The sequence below is a fragment of the uncultured Thioclava sp. genome (assembly GCF_913064665.1).
In the GTDB taxonomy this organism is placed as follows: domain Bacteria; phylum Pseudomonadota; class Alphaproteobacteria; order Rhodobacterales; family Rhodobacteraceae; genus Thioclava; species Thioclava arctica.
Genome location: NZ_CAJYBT010000008.1, coordinates 101,356 through 116,540, shown reverse-complemented (window position 1 = coordinate 116,540; position 15,185 = coordinate 101,356). Strand labels below are relative to the sequence as shown.

Annotated in this window: 14 protein-coding genes; 6 read left to right on the top strand and 8 right to left on the bottom strand. The window is 60.3% G+C overall.

What is annotated here, in order from left to right; translation table 11 throughout:
- On the bottom strand, window positions 1-774 hold a 774-nt coding region (locus tag QZ571_RS05305; RefSeq protein ID WP_295532671.1), incomplete at its 3' end, for an adenylosuccinate synthetase.
- A gap of 147 nt (window positions 775-921) precedes the next feature.
- On the opposite strand from QZ571_RS05305, the gene QZ571_RS05300 reads away from it, so the two are divergent.
- On the top strand, window positions 922-1,485 hold the full coding sequence (locus QZ571_RS05300) for a hypothetical protein (RefSeq protein ID WP_295532669.1): 564 nt from the start codon (window positions 922-924) through the stop codon (window positions 1,483-1,485).
- A gap of 397 nt (window positions 1,486-1,882) precedes the next feature.
- Here the strand turns inward: QZ571_RS05300 and QZ571_RS05295 are convergent, their stop codons facing one another.
- Entirely contained in the window at window positions 1,883-2,290 is a 408-nt protein-coding gene (locus tag QZ571_RS05295) for a hypothetical protein (RefSeq protein ID WP_295532667.1), read from the bottom strand.
- Between the two features lie 73 nt (window positions 2,291-2,363).
- On the opposite strand from QZ571_RS05295, the gene QZ571_RS05290 reads away from it, so the two are divergent.
- The 3 genes from QZ571_RS05290 (at window position 2,364) to QZ571_RS05280 (ending at window position 6,785) form a co-directional block, all read left to right on the top strand.
- Window positions 2,364-3,368, top strand: coding sequence for a hypothetical protein (locus QZ571_RS05290; RefSeq protein ID WP_295532665.1), 1,005 nt, complete (start codon window positions 2,364-2,366; stop codon window positions 3,366-3,368).
- A gap of 78 nt (window positions 3,369-3,446) precedes the next feature.
- A complete protein-coding gene (locus tag QZ571_RS05285; RefSeq protein ID WP_295532664.1) occupies window positions 3,447-4,733 on the top strand; it encodes an O-acetylhomoserine aminocarboxypropyltransferase/cysteine synthase family protein in 1,287 nt (428 codons plus the stop codon).
- Window positions 4,734-4,946: 213 nt separating this feature from the next.
- Complete coding sequence (locus QZ571_RS05280; protein WP_295532662.1) at window positions 4,947-6,785, top strand: hypothetical protein; 1,839 nt, start codon at window positions 4,947-4,949, stop codon at window positions 6,783-6,785.
- Here QZ571_RS05280 and QZ571_RS05275 read toward each other — a convergent pair.
- Window positions 6,782-7,072, bottom strand: coding sequence for a hypothetical protein (locus tag QZ571_RS05275; RefSeq protein ID WP_295532661.1), 291 nt, complete (start codon window positions 7,070-7,072; stop codon window positions 6,782-6,784). The two genes, QZ571_RS05280 and QZ571_RS05275, sit on opposite strands and share 4 nt — an antisense overlap.
- Between QZ571_RS05275 and QZ571_RS05270 the strand changes: the two genes are divergently transcribed.
- A complete protein-coding gene (locus QZ571_RS05270; RefSeq protein WP_295532659.1) occupies window positions 7,056-8,018 on the top strand; it encodes a hypothetical protein in 963 nt (320 codons plus the stop codon). The two genes, QZ571_RS05275 and QZ571_RS05270, sit on opposite strands and share 17 nt — an antisense overlap.
- A 131-nt stretch (window positions 8,019-8,149) precedes the next feature.
- On the top strand, window positions 8,150-10,042 hold the full coding sequence (locus QZ571_RS05265; protein WP_295532657.1) for a monovalent cation:proton antiporter-2 (CPA2) family protein: 1,893 nt from the start codon (window positions 8,150-8,152) through the stop codon (window positions 10,040-10,042).
- 132 nt (window positions 10,043-10,174) lie between these two features.
- Here QZ571_RS05265 and QZ571_RS05260 read toward each other — a convergent pair whose 3' ends face one another.
- The 5 genes from QZ571_RS05260 to QZ571_RS05240 all read right to left on the bottom strand — a co-directional run bounded on the left by QZ571_RS05260 (window position 10,175) and on the right by QZ571_RS05240 (window position 15,120).
- On the bottom strand, window positions 10,175-10,684 hold the full coding sequence (locus QZ571_RS05260; RefSeq protein WP_295532655.1) for a CarD family transcriptional regulator: 510 nt from the start codon (window positions 10,682-10,684) through the stop codon (window positions 10,175-10,177).
- Between the two features lie 334 nt (window positions 10,685-11,018).
- A complete protein-coding gene (gene fdxA / locus QZ571_RS05255) occupies window positions 11,019-11,357 on the bottom strand; it encodes a ferredoxin FdxA (protein WP_295532653.1) in 339 nt (112 codons plus the stop codon).
- A gap of 102 nt (window positions 11,358-11,459) precedes the next feature.
- Window positions 11,460-11,738, bottom strand: coding sequence for an RNA-binding S4 domain-containing protein (locus QZ571_RS05250; protein ID WP_295532651.1), 279 nt, complete (start codon window positions 11,736-11,738; stop codon window positions 11,460-11,462).
- A gap of 12 nt (window positions 11,739-11,750) precedes the next feature.
- Entirely contained in the window at window positions 11,751-14,576 is a 2,826-nt protein-coding gene (locus QZ571_RS05245) for a helicase-related protein (RefSeq protein ID WP_295532649.1), read from the bottom strand.
- A 19-nt stretch (window positions 14,577-14,595) separates the two neighbouring features.
- Entirely contained in the window at window positions 14,596-15,120 is a 525-nt protein-coding gene (locus tag QZ571_RS05240; RefSeq protein WP_295532647.1) for a tetratricopeptide repeat protein, read from the bottom strand.
- Between the last annotated feature and the right edge of the window lie 65 nt (window positions 15,121-15,185).

Genomic DNA, 15,185 nt, shown 5'->3' with positions numbered 1-15,185 from the left:
CCAGATAGTCGAGCCTGCGCCAATCATCACCTCTGCAGTCGGGTTAGCTCCTGTACCGGATGGAAGTTGGACATACTTATAAGGTGGTTCAGCTACTCGATGTCCTGCATTGGGCCCGCCGATCCGGACAAGGGCACCGTAGTCAGCCGCGATATGTGCACAGACGTTTCCCTTACCTTCACTGCCGTACTGACCGCCAACAATGACATCTACCAGCCGTTTCGGATCATATGGCATCGAAGCAATCCCACGCCAGGTTATCGCCGAATTCGCAAGACTTTTTGCATCAATATGATCAGTATTTAGGGACAGGTCCGCTATCTTCGCCAGCTCGCTGACACCTTTCTCTGTGCCGTGGATGACAGCTTCTTGGTAAGTTGGAAATTCCTTAAGTTCCTGTTTACGTAGCGTGTAGCGACGTTCCAACTCCTCATCTGCGGCTGTCAAATGCACATGGAAGACTGATTCACCAAAACGTCTCCGAAGTTCGGTTATCTGGCTCTCAATTCTTGCAGAGTCCACAAGGAAAATTTCGACTGAGTCGGCATTCTTGATCGCGCGCTCGACAGCGTCAGCGACCCATTTTCCATCGGTGTCCAAGTCGAGTTGATCTCCTGCCCGCTGGAGTGCACCTCGTTCATTCTCACATTTCGTGACTTCAAGAATATGCTTGCGTGTCGAAACACGCTCTACCTTGGGTCGTTTCTCAATTTCCGCTAAAAAAAGTGATTTTCCGACTCCGATCGGCCCGGATGTGACTATAATATGTTTCAAAATTGTACTCCATGTCGTGCCGTAGGGTCAAACCCCTACTAAATGTTGCGCGATCTCCAGAATTATGTAACACAGCGTTAGGAAATACGTGCTACACAACACTATGCTGTGTGGTGCAACCTTAGAGGGATTTTGGGGGCTTACAATATGAATATGATCAAGTCAGTAGTCGGGGTTCGTGTCGCAACGGGACCAACGATAATGTTGGCGAGCGGCAAGTGGTTTGACTTTCTTGATCCACATGGGAGTGACTTTGACATTCTAGATATCGCTAATGGACTATCGAAAGTCTGCCGTTATGCGGGGCAATGCAAGGAGTTTTACTCTGTTGCTGAACACAGCTTGATCGTTAGTGAGCAGGTCGATGACTACGCCTTCGAAGCCTTGATGCACGACGCGGCGGAGGCCTTCATGGGCGATATCACTCGCCCACTCAAACAGTTGGTTCCCGAATTCAAACGCCTAGAGGCCGCGATAGAGGATGCCATAACGGTACGGTTCAATTTACGTCCGGATTATCGAATTGTTGTGAAACAGGCTGACCTCCGTGTCTTAGCTGCTGAACAATTGCAGATTATGGCAGAAGGTTGCGCTGATTGGGCCGAAGATGCAGGCATCGTGCCTGCTCCCATCAAGATCCAAAACCTAACGCCTGAAAGGGCAAAGGAAGCGTTTCTTGCGAGATTCTATGATCTTAAAGGTGCTCGATAGCTGCAGACCATACCCGTTCGCTGAAACTCCGATCTGATGTGGCGGTCATAAATTTGTAAGATCAGTATAATTCTTGCGTGTCGATAGAGCAGCTTTGACATTGATGGCAACGGTGCGAATACTTGAACCGCGCCAGTTTCACCAGGCCACAGCTTGCTTCCACGAAGCCGCAATGCATCGTTGAACTTTGGCCAATGGCAGGGTCGGCTCTGGGCCGAAAGCGGACGATGCGGCGACTCGCAATTTCGCCGAACTCGAGGCGCTGGCGCCGCGAGAGAACAGGCAACAAGGTGTCCCGCAGCCACGAATTGCGGGACACTTTCATCATAAAAATAAGGCTTATATCACACAAACCCGATTCCAGGGTCACCCACCATTCCCCCCTCAGGATTGGTGATTACTGCATCAAGATGGCATCGCGCGCAAAGCGGGCTTCTTCGCGGCTGCCATCGTCATAAATCAGCTGCACCTCCACCTCGCTTACCGAACCTTTCGGCTGCGAAAGATACACGTCATCGCCCGAAAGCGCATTGGGCTGGGCGGTGCCCTCGTGGCAGGGCTCCATTTTGAACAGGATGTTGGGGGCGGCCCCGTTCAGGCCATAGCGAATTTCGCTCAAGCCACAGCGCCACGCCAAAAGATGCGTGAAATATATCAAATCTTTTCCACCATACTCGCGGATCGCCACCCAAGATCCCCGCGTCATATCCAGGATCGGGCGCACTTCTCCGGCGGTGGTAAAATTCTGCGCGCACACTGGGGTTGCGCAGGAAAACGCCAGTATCGTCAATAGTTTGCGTATCATACGCCCTCACCCACTTTCGCCCCTAAACATTCGCGCTATACTGCGTGAAATTAGAACCGGGGACAGGTCAATTATGGCCGCGAAACGCGCGCAACCACAACCCTTCAACGTCGTCTGTATCGCACAGAACGGTCGGCTGGAATACGAGGCTATCCCCTTTATTCTAAGCTTTGTTGCCGCAAATCCCAAGTTCGAAGGCCGCTTGATGATTGCCGAGCCCCAACCCGGCCCGCTTTGGAAAGGCGAGACGCGAATTTCCGACCCGGTGCGCGCGATCCTCGAAGGCGCAGGCGCACAGATCGTGCCGTTCGAGAGCAAAGTGTTTGGCCAATCTTACCCCTATGGCAACAAGATCGAGGCGCTTGCCGCCCTGCCCGCAAGCGAGCCTTTCGTGTTTTTCGACACGGATACCCTGTTCACCGCGCCGCTCGCGCAGGTCGGGTTCGATTTTGATCACCCCTCGGCCTCGATGCAGCGCGAAGGCACTTGGCCCATCCCGCCCCTTTACGGCCCCGGCTACGCGGCGATCTGGAAATCGCTCTATGACAGGTTCGGGCTGAAAGGCTTCGAAGATACGCTCGATCTGAGCCAGCCCGATGAATACTGGCGTCGCTACATGTATTTCAACGCCGGTTGGTTCTTTGGGGCCGATCCGGCAGAGTTCGGCGCGCGATTCCTGCGCTATGCGCGTGAAATCCGCGACGATCCGCCCGATGAACTGGCCAGTCAGGTGTTCGATCCCTGGCTCGATCAGATTGCGCTGCCGCTGGTGATACATTCCTTTGGCGGCGGACGTCCGGGGCCAAAGCTGGAGGGTCTGGATGGCGATGTGTCATGCCATTACCGCGCCTTGCCGCTGCTTTATGCGCGCGAAAGCGATGCGGTGATCGACACGCTCGAGGCGCTGGTCGCCCCCAACCCGATCAAGAAGGTTCTGAAGGTTTACGAACCGGCGAAAAAGCTGATCTTTCAGGGCAAGGGGCGCAAGCTGCGCGCGATCTTCACCTCTGAAGGCCTGCCGCGCACCGAAAAAATGCTGCGCAACCGGATCCGGCGTGAAGGCATGTGGATGCGCTGAATATGCGCGCGAATGAATGTGTTTGAAGCCCTTTGAGCGTGGCGATAACGTCCGCGCAACGCATTCACCACGGAGACCATGATGTCCGATTACAAATTCGACACGCTGCAAATCCATGCCGGAGCGGCGCCCGATCCTGCGACCGGGGCGGTGCAGACACCAATCTATCAAACCACCGGCTATGTCTTTAAAGATGCCGATCACGCCGCGCGTTTGTTCAACCTTGAAGAGGTCGGCTACATTTATTCGCGCCTGACCAATCCGACCGTGTCGAAACTGGCCGAGCGGGTGGCAGCCCTTGAGGGCGGCGCGGGCGCGGTGTGCTGTTCTTCTGGCCATGCGGCGCAAATCATGGCGCTGTTCCCGCTAATGGGGCCGGGGCTGAACATCGTGGCCTCGACCCGGCTTTACGGCGGCTCGATCACCCAGTTCTCCCACACGATCAAACGCTTTGGCTGGTCCTGCACCTTCGTGGATTTCGATGATCTGGGCGCGTTGGAAGCCGCCATCGACGACAACACCCGCGCGATTTTCTGCGAGTCGATCTCAAACCCCGGTGGCTACATCACCGATATTCCGGCCATCGCAAAACTGGCCGATAAGGTCGGGCTGCCGCTGATCGTGGATAACACGCTGGCCACGCCTTACCTGTGCCGCCCTATTGAGATGGGAGCGACGTTGGTCGTGCATTCGCTGACGAAATACATGACCGGCAACGGCACGGTCACGGGTGGGTGTGTCGTGGATAGCGGCAAGTTCGACTGGTCGGCCTCGGGCAAATTCCCTTCGCTCAGCGCCCCCGAACCCGCCTATCACGGGCTGAAATTCCACGAGGCGCTGGGGCCGATGGCCTTTACCTTCCACTCCATCGCGATCGGGCTGCGCGATTTGGGCATGACGATGAATCCGCAAGGCGCGCATTACACCCTGATGGGCATCGAAACCCTGAGCCTGCGCATGGAGAAACACGTCGCCAACGCCAAGGCCGTTGCTGAGTGGCTGGAAAATGATCCGCGGATTGAACTTGTGACCTATGCCGGGCTGCCAAGCTCGCCTTGGCACAAGCGGGTGAAGACCGTTTGTCCGAAAGGCGCAGGCGGGCTGTTCACCGTGGCGGTGAAGGGCGGCTATGAGGCCTGCGTGCAACTGGTGAACAACCTCCAGCTGTTCTCCAATGTCGCCAACCTCGGTGACACGCGCTCGCTGATTATCCATTCCGCCTCGACAACGCATCGCCAGCTTAGCGAAGCACAGCAAATTGCCGCAGGTGCCGCGCCCAATGTGGTGCGCCTGTCGATCGGGATCGAGGATGCCAGCGATCTGATCGCCGATCTTGATCAGGCGCTGACGGCCGCAACAGCCTAAGCCTTGCAGCCCCGCGCGCGTTCATGGGCGCGCGGGGCACGGCGCATCTACGCCGGGCAAAGACAGCCAGATCGCCGCCAAAGAAAAATAAACCCATCCCAAGAGCGGCAAGAGGTCGCCACCCCCATCCAGAGCGCTTTTCAGGGCGTGGAAAACCCTTTACGAAGATGTGACCACGGCCTCGGCCGCCAAATCGCATCTGTTTGAGTTGCCATGAAACCCGAATTCGCACTGATCCTTTCGCATGACGGCATCGGCCTGGCGCATCGCACGCGCACGGGCTGGGCGCGTCTTGGTGACGTCTCGCTTCAGGCTGCGAATATGGCAGACGACTTGGCGGCGCTGCGTCGGCGTGCGCAAAGCCTTTCCCCCAAAGGGATTTTGGCAAAGCTGGTGATCCCGGCCTCGCAAATTCTCTACACCGCAATCTATGCCCCCGGCCCCAGCCCCACACAGCGCCGCGCCCAGATTGAAACCGCGCTGCAGGGCATGACACCCTATCAGGTGTCCGATCTGGTTTATGACTGGTCGGGCACGCGCCAGACGGTGCAGGTGGCGGTCGTCGCGCGCGAAACATTGGTCGAGGCCGAGGCATTCGCGCAATCACATGGCTTTTCGCCGATTTGTTTCGTGGCGATCCCGGTCGAGGGAGATTTCGCCGGTGAGCCTTGGTTCGGGCTAAGCGCGGGGGCGGCAAACGTCCTGCCCGAAGGCGCGCAAGTAGAGCGCGACACCATGGCGCTGCCCGATTTCGCGCAAGCCGCGCCAGAGCCTGCGCAGGCGGCCTCGCCCATCGCACCCGCGCAAGAACAAACGCCGCAGAGCACGCCTGAAATCGCGCCCACCCCCTTGGAAACCGCACAAGACGACGGCCCGAGCGAGGCGACGCTAGCCCCCCCTCAAGACGATACGCCCCCCGAGGTCGAGCTTGCCTCAGAACTCGCTCCTGCGCCGGAACCAGAGGCGCTGGTTGAGATCGAGGCTAAGGCTGAGGTTAAACTTGAGGATGAGACGGCGGCTGAAGCGCCCGATGAGCCGGTGCTCCCAGCCTTGGCAGAGGCCCGGCTTGACCGGCCCGCCCCAGTTGAAGACACACCAGCCGAGGCTCCCCCCGTGGCGCCCGCGCCGACGGACATGGCTGCATCCGAAAATAGCCCCGAGCCCGATCTGAGTGATCCGCCCGAGGAAATCAGCCAAGAGGATCTGGCGGATTTGGCCGCACTCGACAGGCCCGCCCCCCCGAGCCAGGATGTCTCAGAGCCGACACCAGAGGCCTCCACCGATCCGGTTGGCGCACCCACCCCAGAGACAGCCTCCGACACGGACGCGACCAAGATCGCCGCTGAAGTAGCCCAGCCCGCAGTCAAAAACCTTTCCAGCGAGGCGATTGCCGCCCTCGCCGCTGTCAGTGCGTTTTCCAGCACGCGCGCAGCCAAGGCAAAAGACGCCCCGGCCCCCGACGCGCCTGAATTGGGCGGCGCACATGCGCGCAAACTTGGTGGCGTGGGCCGACTTAGCCCGCCACAACCCGAGCGCAAGAAAATCCTGACAGGTACGGCCGGGATCACGGCCCCGGGGCTTGATCTACCCGACCCAGACCCCGTGCCAGAGACGCCCGCGCTCAAAAAGACAGGCGCGAACGCGTTCAAAAAGACCGTAAAGAAGGGGCTTATCGGGGGGGCTGCGATTGGCTCTACTGCGCTGTCCGCGACGGCGCGTGCAGCGAAAGCAGGCGCCAGCAGCGCTGCGAAAGCGCAGGCCAAACCGGTAGATGAAGTCTCTGACAAGACTGTTTTCGGGGCGCAAAAGCGGCCCGATATCGGTGGCAAGCCGCGCTATCTGGGCGCAAGTTTGGTCGTGGGGTTGGTGCTGTTTCTCACCATCGTCGGGCTATGGACAAGTTTCTTGGGCAATACCAACACACCGGCGCCCCAAGACCAGATCGCCTCTGCGCCCGAAGGGGCCGCTCCTGATGTCGCACCGCCGCGGGTTGCGGCTGCGCCCGAAGCCTCGGCCGTGCCCGCACCGATGCCTGCGACACCGCCCGCCTAAAACGCGCCCAGTGCCCCATCGGTGACGAGCCAAGTCGCCCCTGACACCCAATCCGCGCCTGAGGCACCAGTCACGAATGAGACGGTCCCGCCCAAAGCCGATACGCAGACAGCAGCAATCGCGCCGCTGGCGCCCAGCAGCCTGCCGCCCTTCACCGCGACGCCTTTGGCACCCCCCAGCGCCCCCGCAGTGGGGAGCAATGTCGCGCCCAATCCAGAATCCGCGCCCTCTGCAACGGCAAACGTCACCCCGACGCCAGAGGGCGTGCCAATGCCCGGCGGCTTCACGCTGTTTTCCGGCAAGCCAAATCTGGTTCCGGGCACGCGCCCCGAAAGCGTCACGCAAGCTTGGCGCACGACCCAGCCCCCCGCAGCGTTGCGCCCAGAAGACACGCTGGCCGCGTTGCCGGAATTGGCAGGCTTTCGTCCGGCCAATCGCCCCGCCTCGATCGCCCCCCCGATCACGCCAGCCGCGCCCGCATCAGCCCTGCCCACGACAGCCCCGGCCCCATTGCCAAGCGGAAATGATCCGACGCTGGCGGCAGCGCGCCCGGTGCTGCGCCCGGCAGCGATTTCTAGCAAGGCGCAAAACACACCCGCTCAGCCCGCCGCGCAAGATGATGGCGCCACGCTGACGCCCGCCCCCGCCACGGCGCAAGACACCCGCCTTGCCGGATTGCGCCCCGATGCGCGCCCAGCCAGCGTGCAATCCGCCGCCAAGGCCGTGAGCCAAGCCCCCGCCGCGCCGCCCGCTAGCAACCCGTTTGCCGATGCCTCTGCGCTGGCGGTGGCTACCTCGGCCCGACCGCCGGGCAAGCCGCGCAACTTCTCCCGCTCGGTTGAAAGCGCATTGGCTGCGGCCATCGCGGCGGAACCCGCGCCCCGCCAAGCGGCTATCGCGCCTGCCCCAAAAGCGGTCGCAGCCGCCCCGAAACCCGAGGAAATCGACGAACCCGAACCGGTCAAACCCGCGCCCAAACTGCCCACATCCGCCTCGGTTGCACGTCAAGCGACCGAAAAGAATGTGATCAACCTGCGTCAGATCAACTTGATCGGGCTCTATGGGTCGTCCTCAAACCGACGTGCCTTGGTACGGCTGAAAAATGGCCGTTTCATCAAGGTCGGGGTTGGGGACAAGCTTGATGGTGGCCAGGTTTCGGCGATCGGCACGACGCAGCTAACCTATAAAAAGGGTGCGCGCAGCTACACGCTCAAGCTTTTGCAAGACGGTTAGTCGCTTCGCACACCGTTTCGCCTATTGCCCCTGTCGATGCGCGAGTTACCCTTGCAGCACGCGCATCAAACACCGCCCATCCCTCTTCCTACAGGGCGCCATACGCGCGCGCATGAAGGACCGCCAAGCCAATGGAAAGCTTTCTCTTTTACGCCACGCTCTATCTGATAGCGATGGTCGTGGCGGTGCCACTGGCGACTCGCGCGGGCTTGGGGTCTGTGCTGGGCTACCTGCTGGCGGGAATTTTGATCGGGCCCGTCACGGGGCTGTCGGGAACCGAGATGACCGACCTGCAGCATTTCGCCGAATTTGGCGTTGTGATGATGCTATTCCTAATCGGGCTGGAACTGGAACCCCGCGCGCTTTGGGCGATGCGCCACAAGCTGATCGGGCTGGGCGGTTTGCAGGTGACGATCACGATGGTGCTGGTCACCGGGATCGTGATGGCCTTGGGCGAGGATTTCCGGGTCGCGCTGGCGCTTGGCATGGTGATGTCGCTCAGTTCGACCGCAATCGTTTTGCAAACGCTCAATGAAAAGCGCCTGATGCAAACGGCGGGCGGGCGGTCCGCCTTTGCTGTGCTGCTGACCCAAGATATCGCGGTGATCCCGATGCTGGCGCTGATGCCGTTGCTGGCACTGCCGGGCGCGCGCGCGGTGGCCAAGGCTGATCACGGCGATCACGTCGTGGGGCGGCTGATCGAGTCGATGCCGGCTTGGGGCGTTACGCTGATCACCTTAGCCGCTGTCGTGCTGACGGTTCTGATGGGGCATTACCTGATCCGCCCTCTGTTCCGGTTCGTGCAAACCGCCAAGCTGCGCGAGATCAACACCGCGATGGCGCTTTTGATCGTCGTGGGCATCGCAAGCTTGATGAACCTCGTGGGGCTTTCGCCCGCTTTGGGCACGTTTTTGGCAGGCGTGGTTCTGGCCGATAGCGAGTTCAAGCATGAGCTTGAAAGCGACATCGAGCCGTTCAAGGGCCTGCTGATGGGGCTGTTTTTCATCACCGTGGGCGCGGGGATCAATTTCGATGTAATCGTCGCTCAGCCGTGGAATATCGCGGCTTTGGTGATCTTGCTCGTGGCGCTGAAATCGGGCGTATTATATGGACTGTCGCTGCTGTTCAAACTGCGCGGGCCCGATCGCTCGCTGTTCACGCTCAGCCTCGCACAAGCGGGCGAATTTGGCTTTGTGCTTGTCTCCTTCGCAGTGGTGCAGCGGATATTGCCAAATGCGCTGGCTGAGAAGGTGCTGGTCGTGGTCGCCCTTTCGATGCTGATCACGCCGCTTTTGTTCATCCTGCACGATCGCATCGCGAAATTTGCCCGCATTGATAAGGGCCCCGATCCAGACGACATCGAAGAGCGCCAGCCCGTGATTATTGCGGGCGTGGGCCGTTTTGGGCAGGTGGTCAACCGGATGGTGACGATGTCGGGCTTGAGCACGACGGTGATCGACAATGACCTGCGCACCATCCAGTTGATGCGCACCTTTGGCTTCAAGGGATATTTCGGCGACCCGACCCGGCCAGATCTGTTGGCCGCTGCCGGGATTGCCGATGCGCGGGTGTTGGTCGTGGCGCTGGATGGGCGGGACAAGACGACAGAACTGGTGCGCTATGCCCGCCGTATCCGTCCCGATTTGCACATCGTTGCGCGGGCGCGCGACCGCACCCATGTGTTTGATCTTTATAAGGCGGGGGCCAATGACATCGTGCGCGAGATGTTTGATTCAAGCCTGCGCGCGGGTCGCTATGTGCTGGAAAATTCCGGCTTGTCGGAATTCGAATCTTCGGCGCTGGAAAAGCTGTTCTTCAAGCTTGACCGCGCGGCTGTGCGCGATCTGGCGCAGGTCTGGAAACCCGGTGTGCCGGTCGAGCAAAACCCGGCCTATATTGCGCGCACAAAAGAACTCAACGCCGAGTTGGAAGCCGCGATGATGGAGCAATATCGCCGTCGCGACAAGAAAGACGAGAGCGATCAAGAGCCGCCGGGCACGCTTGAGGGGGGGCCGGATGCCTAAAGGCGCGCACCCCCTTTTGAGACCCTGAACCGGGATGCGATTGACGCGCGAAAACGATGGCGGCACGGGCTACAATAAAAAAAACGCGAGGCTCGAAAGCCTCGCGTTTTCAAATTCTAGGATGTGCCCAGATCAGGCGGCGCGGCCGACCAGCACCTCGTCGACAGTTCTTGCAGCACCAACCTCGTCAGTGCCCGAAACAGCCGCAACTTCGCGAGTCAGACGCTCAAGCGCGGCTTCATACAGCTGACGCTCGGAATAGGATTGCTCGCGCTGATCGTCGCTGCGGTGCAAATCGCGGACCACTTCGGCAATCGACAACAGGTCGCCAGAGTTGATCTTTTGCTCATATTCCTGAGCGCGGCGCGACCACATCGCGCGCTTGACCTTGGCTTTGCCTTTGAGGGTCTCAAGCGCCTTGGTCACGATATCGGGCGAGGACAGGCCGCGCATGCCCACTTCGGTCGCCTTGTGGGTCGGCACGCGAAGGGTCATCTTGTCCTTCTCGAACGAGATCACGAACAGCTCCAGCTTGAGCCCGGCGATTTCCTGTTCTTCGATGGACATGATTTTGCCCACCCCATGCGCCGGATATACGACGAAATCATCGGGGCGGAATTCAGACTTTTTGGTTTTGGTCATGCGGTTTCGCTTCCTTGCAGCGAGCCTCGAACCCCGGTATCAAGCGAGCATAACACGCCCTCAGCGCCAAAGGCCCTGTGAACGTTTCTGAACGGAGAGATCGGCTTCTACAGGCGAGCAGGCTGAAGTAGAAGTTGGGGTCGACGCTCTTTTCTGGACCTAATATAGCAAGAAAAGCATGCGTTTTAAAGCATGATGCGCTCTCGCTTTTGTGAAGTCGCCGGATTTCAAAGGCTTACAGGCACAATCAGACCAAAGTGCCGTAGCGTAACAGTCATATGACAGGCCCCGAATCGGTCTGCGCAAACGCATTGTTACAGAATCAGTCGACGGTTCAATCGCCCTCGCCCGGCGCCTCGGAGAAATACTTATCCAGCTTGCCGGTTTCGCCGTCGTATTTCGCGGCTTCAGGCATTGCGTCTTTCTTTTGCGTAATCACGGGCCAGAGTTCCGAATACTTCCGGTTCAACTCCACCCAGCTATCCATTCCCGGCTCGGTATCGGGTCGAATCGCATCCGCGGGGCATTCCGGCTCGCAGACGCCGCAATCGATGCACTCGTCGGGATGGATCACCAAGGTGTTCTCGCCCTCGTAGAAACAGTCCACCGGGCAGACCTCGACGCAGTCGGTATATTTGCAGTTGATGCAGTTATCGATAACGACATAGGTCATGGCGAAACCCCGATTTTACAGCTTCCTGACCTGTCCTATCGGGGCTTGGCGCGCGTTTCAAGAGAGCGACGCGGGTTTTCGCCGCGGCAAGACGCGCGGGCTTCAGGCCTCGGGGGCCAGAGACTCATACAGCGTTTGCGCCTCGGGGGCGGGGCCGCGCCTTGTGCCGCAGTCTAACACCCGCACCAGCCGCACATCTGTCCCGATCCGCAAGGTCAGCACATCGCCCGGACCGACCGCACGGCCCGGTTTGTCCACGCGCACCCCATTCACCCGCACCCGTTTGCCCTGCACCAGTTCTTGCGCCAGCACGCGGGTTTTACAAAACCGCGCGTGCCAGAGCCATTTATCAAGACGGATGCGCTCGGGGGCGTCAGGCATGGCCGCGCGCGCTTACTTCTTGTCCTTGAGAGCGGCCAAGATGGCAAAGGGGTTATCCGGGTCGATCGGCTTGTCCTTCTTGGGCGGACGCGCCTCAAAGTTGCGCGCTTGCTCGGGTTTGCCACCCTTCTTGCCGCCCTTTTTGTCAAAGGACTTGCCTTGCGGACGGCCCCCTTTGCGTTCACCACGCGGGGCGTCAGATTTCCCACCTTCGCGGCGCAGCGGACGGTTATTGGCCCGCGGGCGTGGCGCCCATGTGAAGGTGTAAAACACCTCAAGCTCATCGCTGGGCACATCCGCAGGCGCGATCATGTCGCCTCCCGCCTCAGCAGCCGCCTCGGCCTCGGGGTGGGTCTCGGGGGCAGTCTCGCCGCCACCGGTTTCGGCCTCGGCCTCAACCGCCAGCTCATCGCTCAACGCCTCGGCGCTCGCGGCCTCTTCGGCCTTTTCCAAAGCCGCAGGTTTGACCTTCGCGCGCTCACCTTTTTCGGCCTTATAGCCCAAGCCGCCCATCAGATCGGCGAATTGCTCCAGCGTCATGCCGGTGATCGACAGCATGTCGGGATTGCCCTCAAACCCGCCGCGGCTATCCTTGGCGCGCAACAGATCGGCCAACCGCTCTAGCATATCGATGCGGATCGCGCGCGCACCTGCGGGACGATAGCCCGACAGACGATAGGCCTCGGGCTCAAAGCCTTCGATATTTGGAATCGTGACCAGACCGGGAGGCGGGCTTTCGGGAAACTCGTCGCGCCCATCCCAAAGCGAGGCCAGCACCAGCCGCAGCCGAGTCGGCGCAGGTTTCAGCAGCGCGGGCATGAAGATCGTGTATTGCCCAAAGCGCACGCCATGCTTGCGCAAGGCACCGCGCGAGTCTTGATCAAGTTCTTTGACTTCGGTTGCGACCTGTTCACGCGGCAAAATGCCCAGCGCCTCGACCAGACGGAACGCAAAACCACGCGCCAAACCTGCCAGCGCCTCATCGCGGCTCATCGCGAGAAGCGGCTCGAACAGGGCGGCCACCTTGCGGTCGATGAAATGCTGCAAGCGACGCGTGACCTTTTCGGCCACATCGGCCCCCGCCTCTTCGTCGACGAAAGCCTGCACGCTCGGGCGCATCACATCGCCACCCTTGACCAGCTTGCCCACCGCAGTGGTGCCCCACATCAGGCCCCCCTGCTCGGTGAAATCCATCTCGGTATCGGGCGCGTTGTAGAACCGATCCGCACGCAGATTGAATTCGGGTGCGAGCGCCTCATAGGCCGCACGGGCGAGCATTTTAGCCTCATCAGGTGATCCGGTGTCATCCTGACGGAACCGGAACCCTTCAAGACGGCCGGCGAATTCGCCCTCGACCGTCACTTCGCCCTTGTCGTTCACCTCGGCCACGAGGGTCTCCTTCTGCTTGAGCCGGCGCAGCAACACAGATGTGCGCCGATCCACAAATCGTTGGGTCAGCGCGCCGTGGAGCGCATCTGACAGGCGGTCTTCTACAGCGCGAGTCGCCTCGCGCCAATGGCTTTCGTCATCAACCCAGCCTTTGCGTTGCGCAACATAGGTCCAGGTGCGGATAAAGGCGAGCCTGCGCGAGAGCGTGTCGATATCGCCCCCCGTGCGGTCGATCCGCTCGATCTGGCGCGCGAGCCAGTCAGATGGCACTCCACGCCCAGAATGCAGAAAGCCAAAAATCCGCGTCAAGAGCGTCGCATGCTCGGCCTCGGAAATCGAGCGGAAATCGGGAATTCGGCACACATCCCACAGCAATTGCACATCTTTCGGGCTGGTAATGCGGTCGCGGGTCTCGGGGTCGTCGCCAAGCTGCTTGAGCGCGCGCAGATCATCGGCCTCGCGTCCCTTGGTCAGCCATTCGCCCTCGGGGCGGGCCTCAAGCGAGGAGATCAGGCGGTCCAACGTGCCAAATTCCAGCCGGGAATTGCGCCATTGCAGCCGTTGCAACGGGGCAAAGCGATGGTTTTCAATCGCATCGACGATTTCAGGATCCAACGGGCGCGCCTCACCGGTCACGCCAAAGGTGCCATCCGTCGTGTGTCGCCCGGCGCGGCCCGCGATCTGCGCCAGCTCGTAGGGAAACAGCGCCCGCATCCGGCGGCCGTCGAATTTCGCCGTGGCCGAAAACGCGACATGGTCGATATCAAGGTTCAGCCCCATCCCGATTGCATCGGTGGCCACCAGATAATCGACATCGCCGTTTTGATACATCTCGACCTGCGCGTTGCGGGTGCGCGGGCTGAGCGCCCCCATCACCACCGCGCAGCCACCCTTTTGACGCCGGATCAGTTCCGCCATCGCATAGGTATTTTCCACCGAGAACCCGACAATCGCCGAGCGCGGCTTCATCCGCGAGATCTTTTTCGATCCCGAATAGGTCAGCTCGGAAAACCGCTCGCGCTTGGCAAACTGCGCCTTGGGCACAAGCGCCGCAATCGCCCCGCGCATCGTTTCCGAGCCTAAGAATAGCGTCTCATGCAGGCCCCGCGCATTGAGCAACCGGTCAGTGAACACATGGCCCCGCTCGGGATCGCCGCAAAGCTGGATCTCGTCAATCGCCAGAAAATCCGCGCCGATATTGGTTGGCATCGCCTCGGTCGTGGCGACCCAATATTGCGTGCGATCAGGCACGATTCGCTCTTCGCCGGTGACCAGCGCCACCACGGACGGCCCGCGCTGCGCCACGATCCGGTCATAGACCTCGCGCGCCAGCAGACGCAGCGGCAAGCCGATAACGCCTGTGCGATGCGCCAGCATCCGTTCAATCGCGTAATGGGTTTTACCAGTATTGGTCGGCCCCAGAACGGCCGTGATCCGCCCGGTTTGCATTGCAGCTTCCCTGTCGGCCTTAGAGCGCCGTTCCCCGATGCGCCTTGTCCAGACGCGCAATTGCGTCTTTCACATCCTGTTGATGCGGGTTCAAGGCGAAAGAGGCCTGATAGGCCTCAAGCGCGCGTTTCTCATCGCCCATTTCTTCGAGCATCGCGCCCAGACCCGCCAAGGCCCCCCAATGGCGCGGCTCAAGTTTGAGAACATGGGCGATATCGGATGCCGCAGGGCCGTACAGCCCGGCCATGAAATAGGCGGTCGCGCGCCCGTTCCAGCCTTCGGCGAAATCGGGCGCGTGATCGGTCAGGGCGGTGAAATGCTCGATTGCGGCATCGGTATCGCCCTCGTCCAGCGCGGACTCGCCACGTTTGAGCAGCAAATCCATCGTCGCCGAGCCAGAGCGCGACCACGCCCGGCGGATATCCGCCTCTGCGCGTGACCATCCTTGCTCACTTGGATCGGCCAATTCCTTGAAATAGGGATCAAGCCCCGCTGTTTCGGCCTTAGCGGGGAAAGCCGCCATTGCCCCAAGCGTAGCGCTCAAGCAAAATGCCGTGACGGCATATTTGTATCTGTAGATCGCGTGCCACATAACACTTAGATAATACA

Coding starts and splice junctions, on each gene's coding strand:
- QZ571_RS05300 (WP_295532669.1), top strand. CDS start 922: ATGAATATGATCAAGTCAGTAGTCGGGGTTCGTGTCGCAACGGGACCA.
- QZ571_RS05295 (WP_295532667.1), bottom strand. CDS start 2,290: ATGATACGCAAACTATTGACGATACTGGCGTTTTCCTGCGCAACCCCA.
- QZ571_RS05290 (WP_295532665.1), top strand. CDS start 2,364: ATGGCCGCGAAACGCGCGCAACCACAACCCTTCAACGTCGTCTGTATC.
- QZ571_RS05285 (WP_295532664.1), top strand. CDS start 3,447: ATGATGTCCGATTACAAATTCGACACGCTGCAAATCCATGCCGGAGCG.
- QZ571_RS05280 (WP_295532662.1), top strand. CDS start 4,947: ATGAAACCCGAATTCGCACTGATCCTTTCGCATGACGGCATCGGCCTG.
- QZ571_RS05270 (WP_295532659.1), top strand. CDS start 7,056: ATGCCCGGCGGCTTCACGCTGTTTTCCGGCAAGCCAAATCTGGTTCCG.
- QZ571_RS05265 (WP_295532657.1), top strand. CDS start 8,150: ATGGAAAGCTTTCTCTTTTACGCCACGCTCTATCTGATAGCGATGGTC.
- QZ571_RS05260 (WP_295532655.1), bottom strand. CDS start 10,684: ATGACCAAAACCAAAAAGTCTGAATTCCGCCCCGATGATTTCGTCGTA.
- fdxA (WP_295532653.1), bottom strand. CDS start 11,357: ATGACCTATGTCGTTATCGATAACTGCATCAACTGCAAATATACCGAC.
- QZ571_RS05250 (WP_295532651.1), bottom strand. CDS start 11,738: ATGCCTGACGCCCCCGAGCGCATCCGTCTTGATAAATGGCTCTGGCAC.
- QZ571_RS05245 (WP_295532649.1), bottom strand. CDS start 14,576: ATGCAAACCGGGCGGATCACGGCCGTTCTGGGGCCGACCAATACTGGT.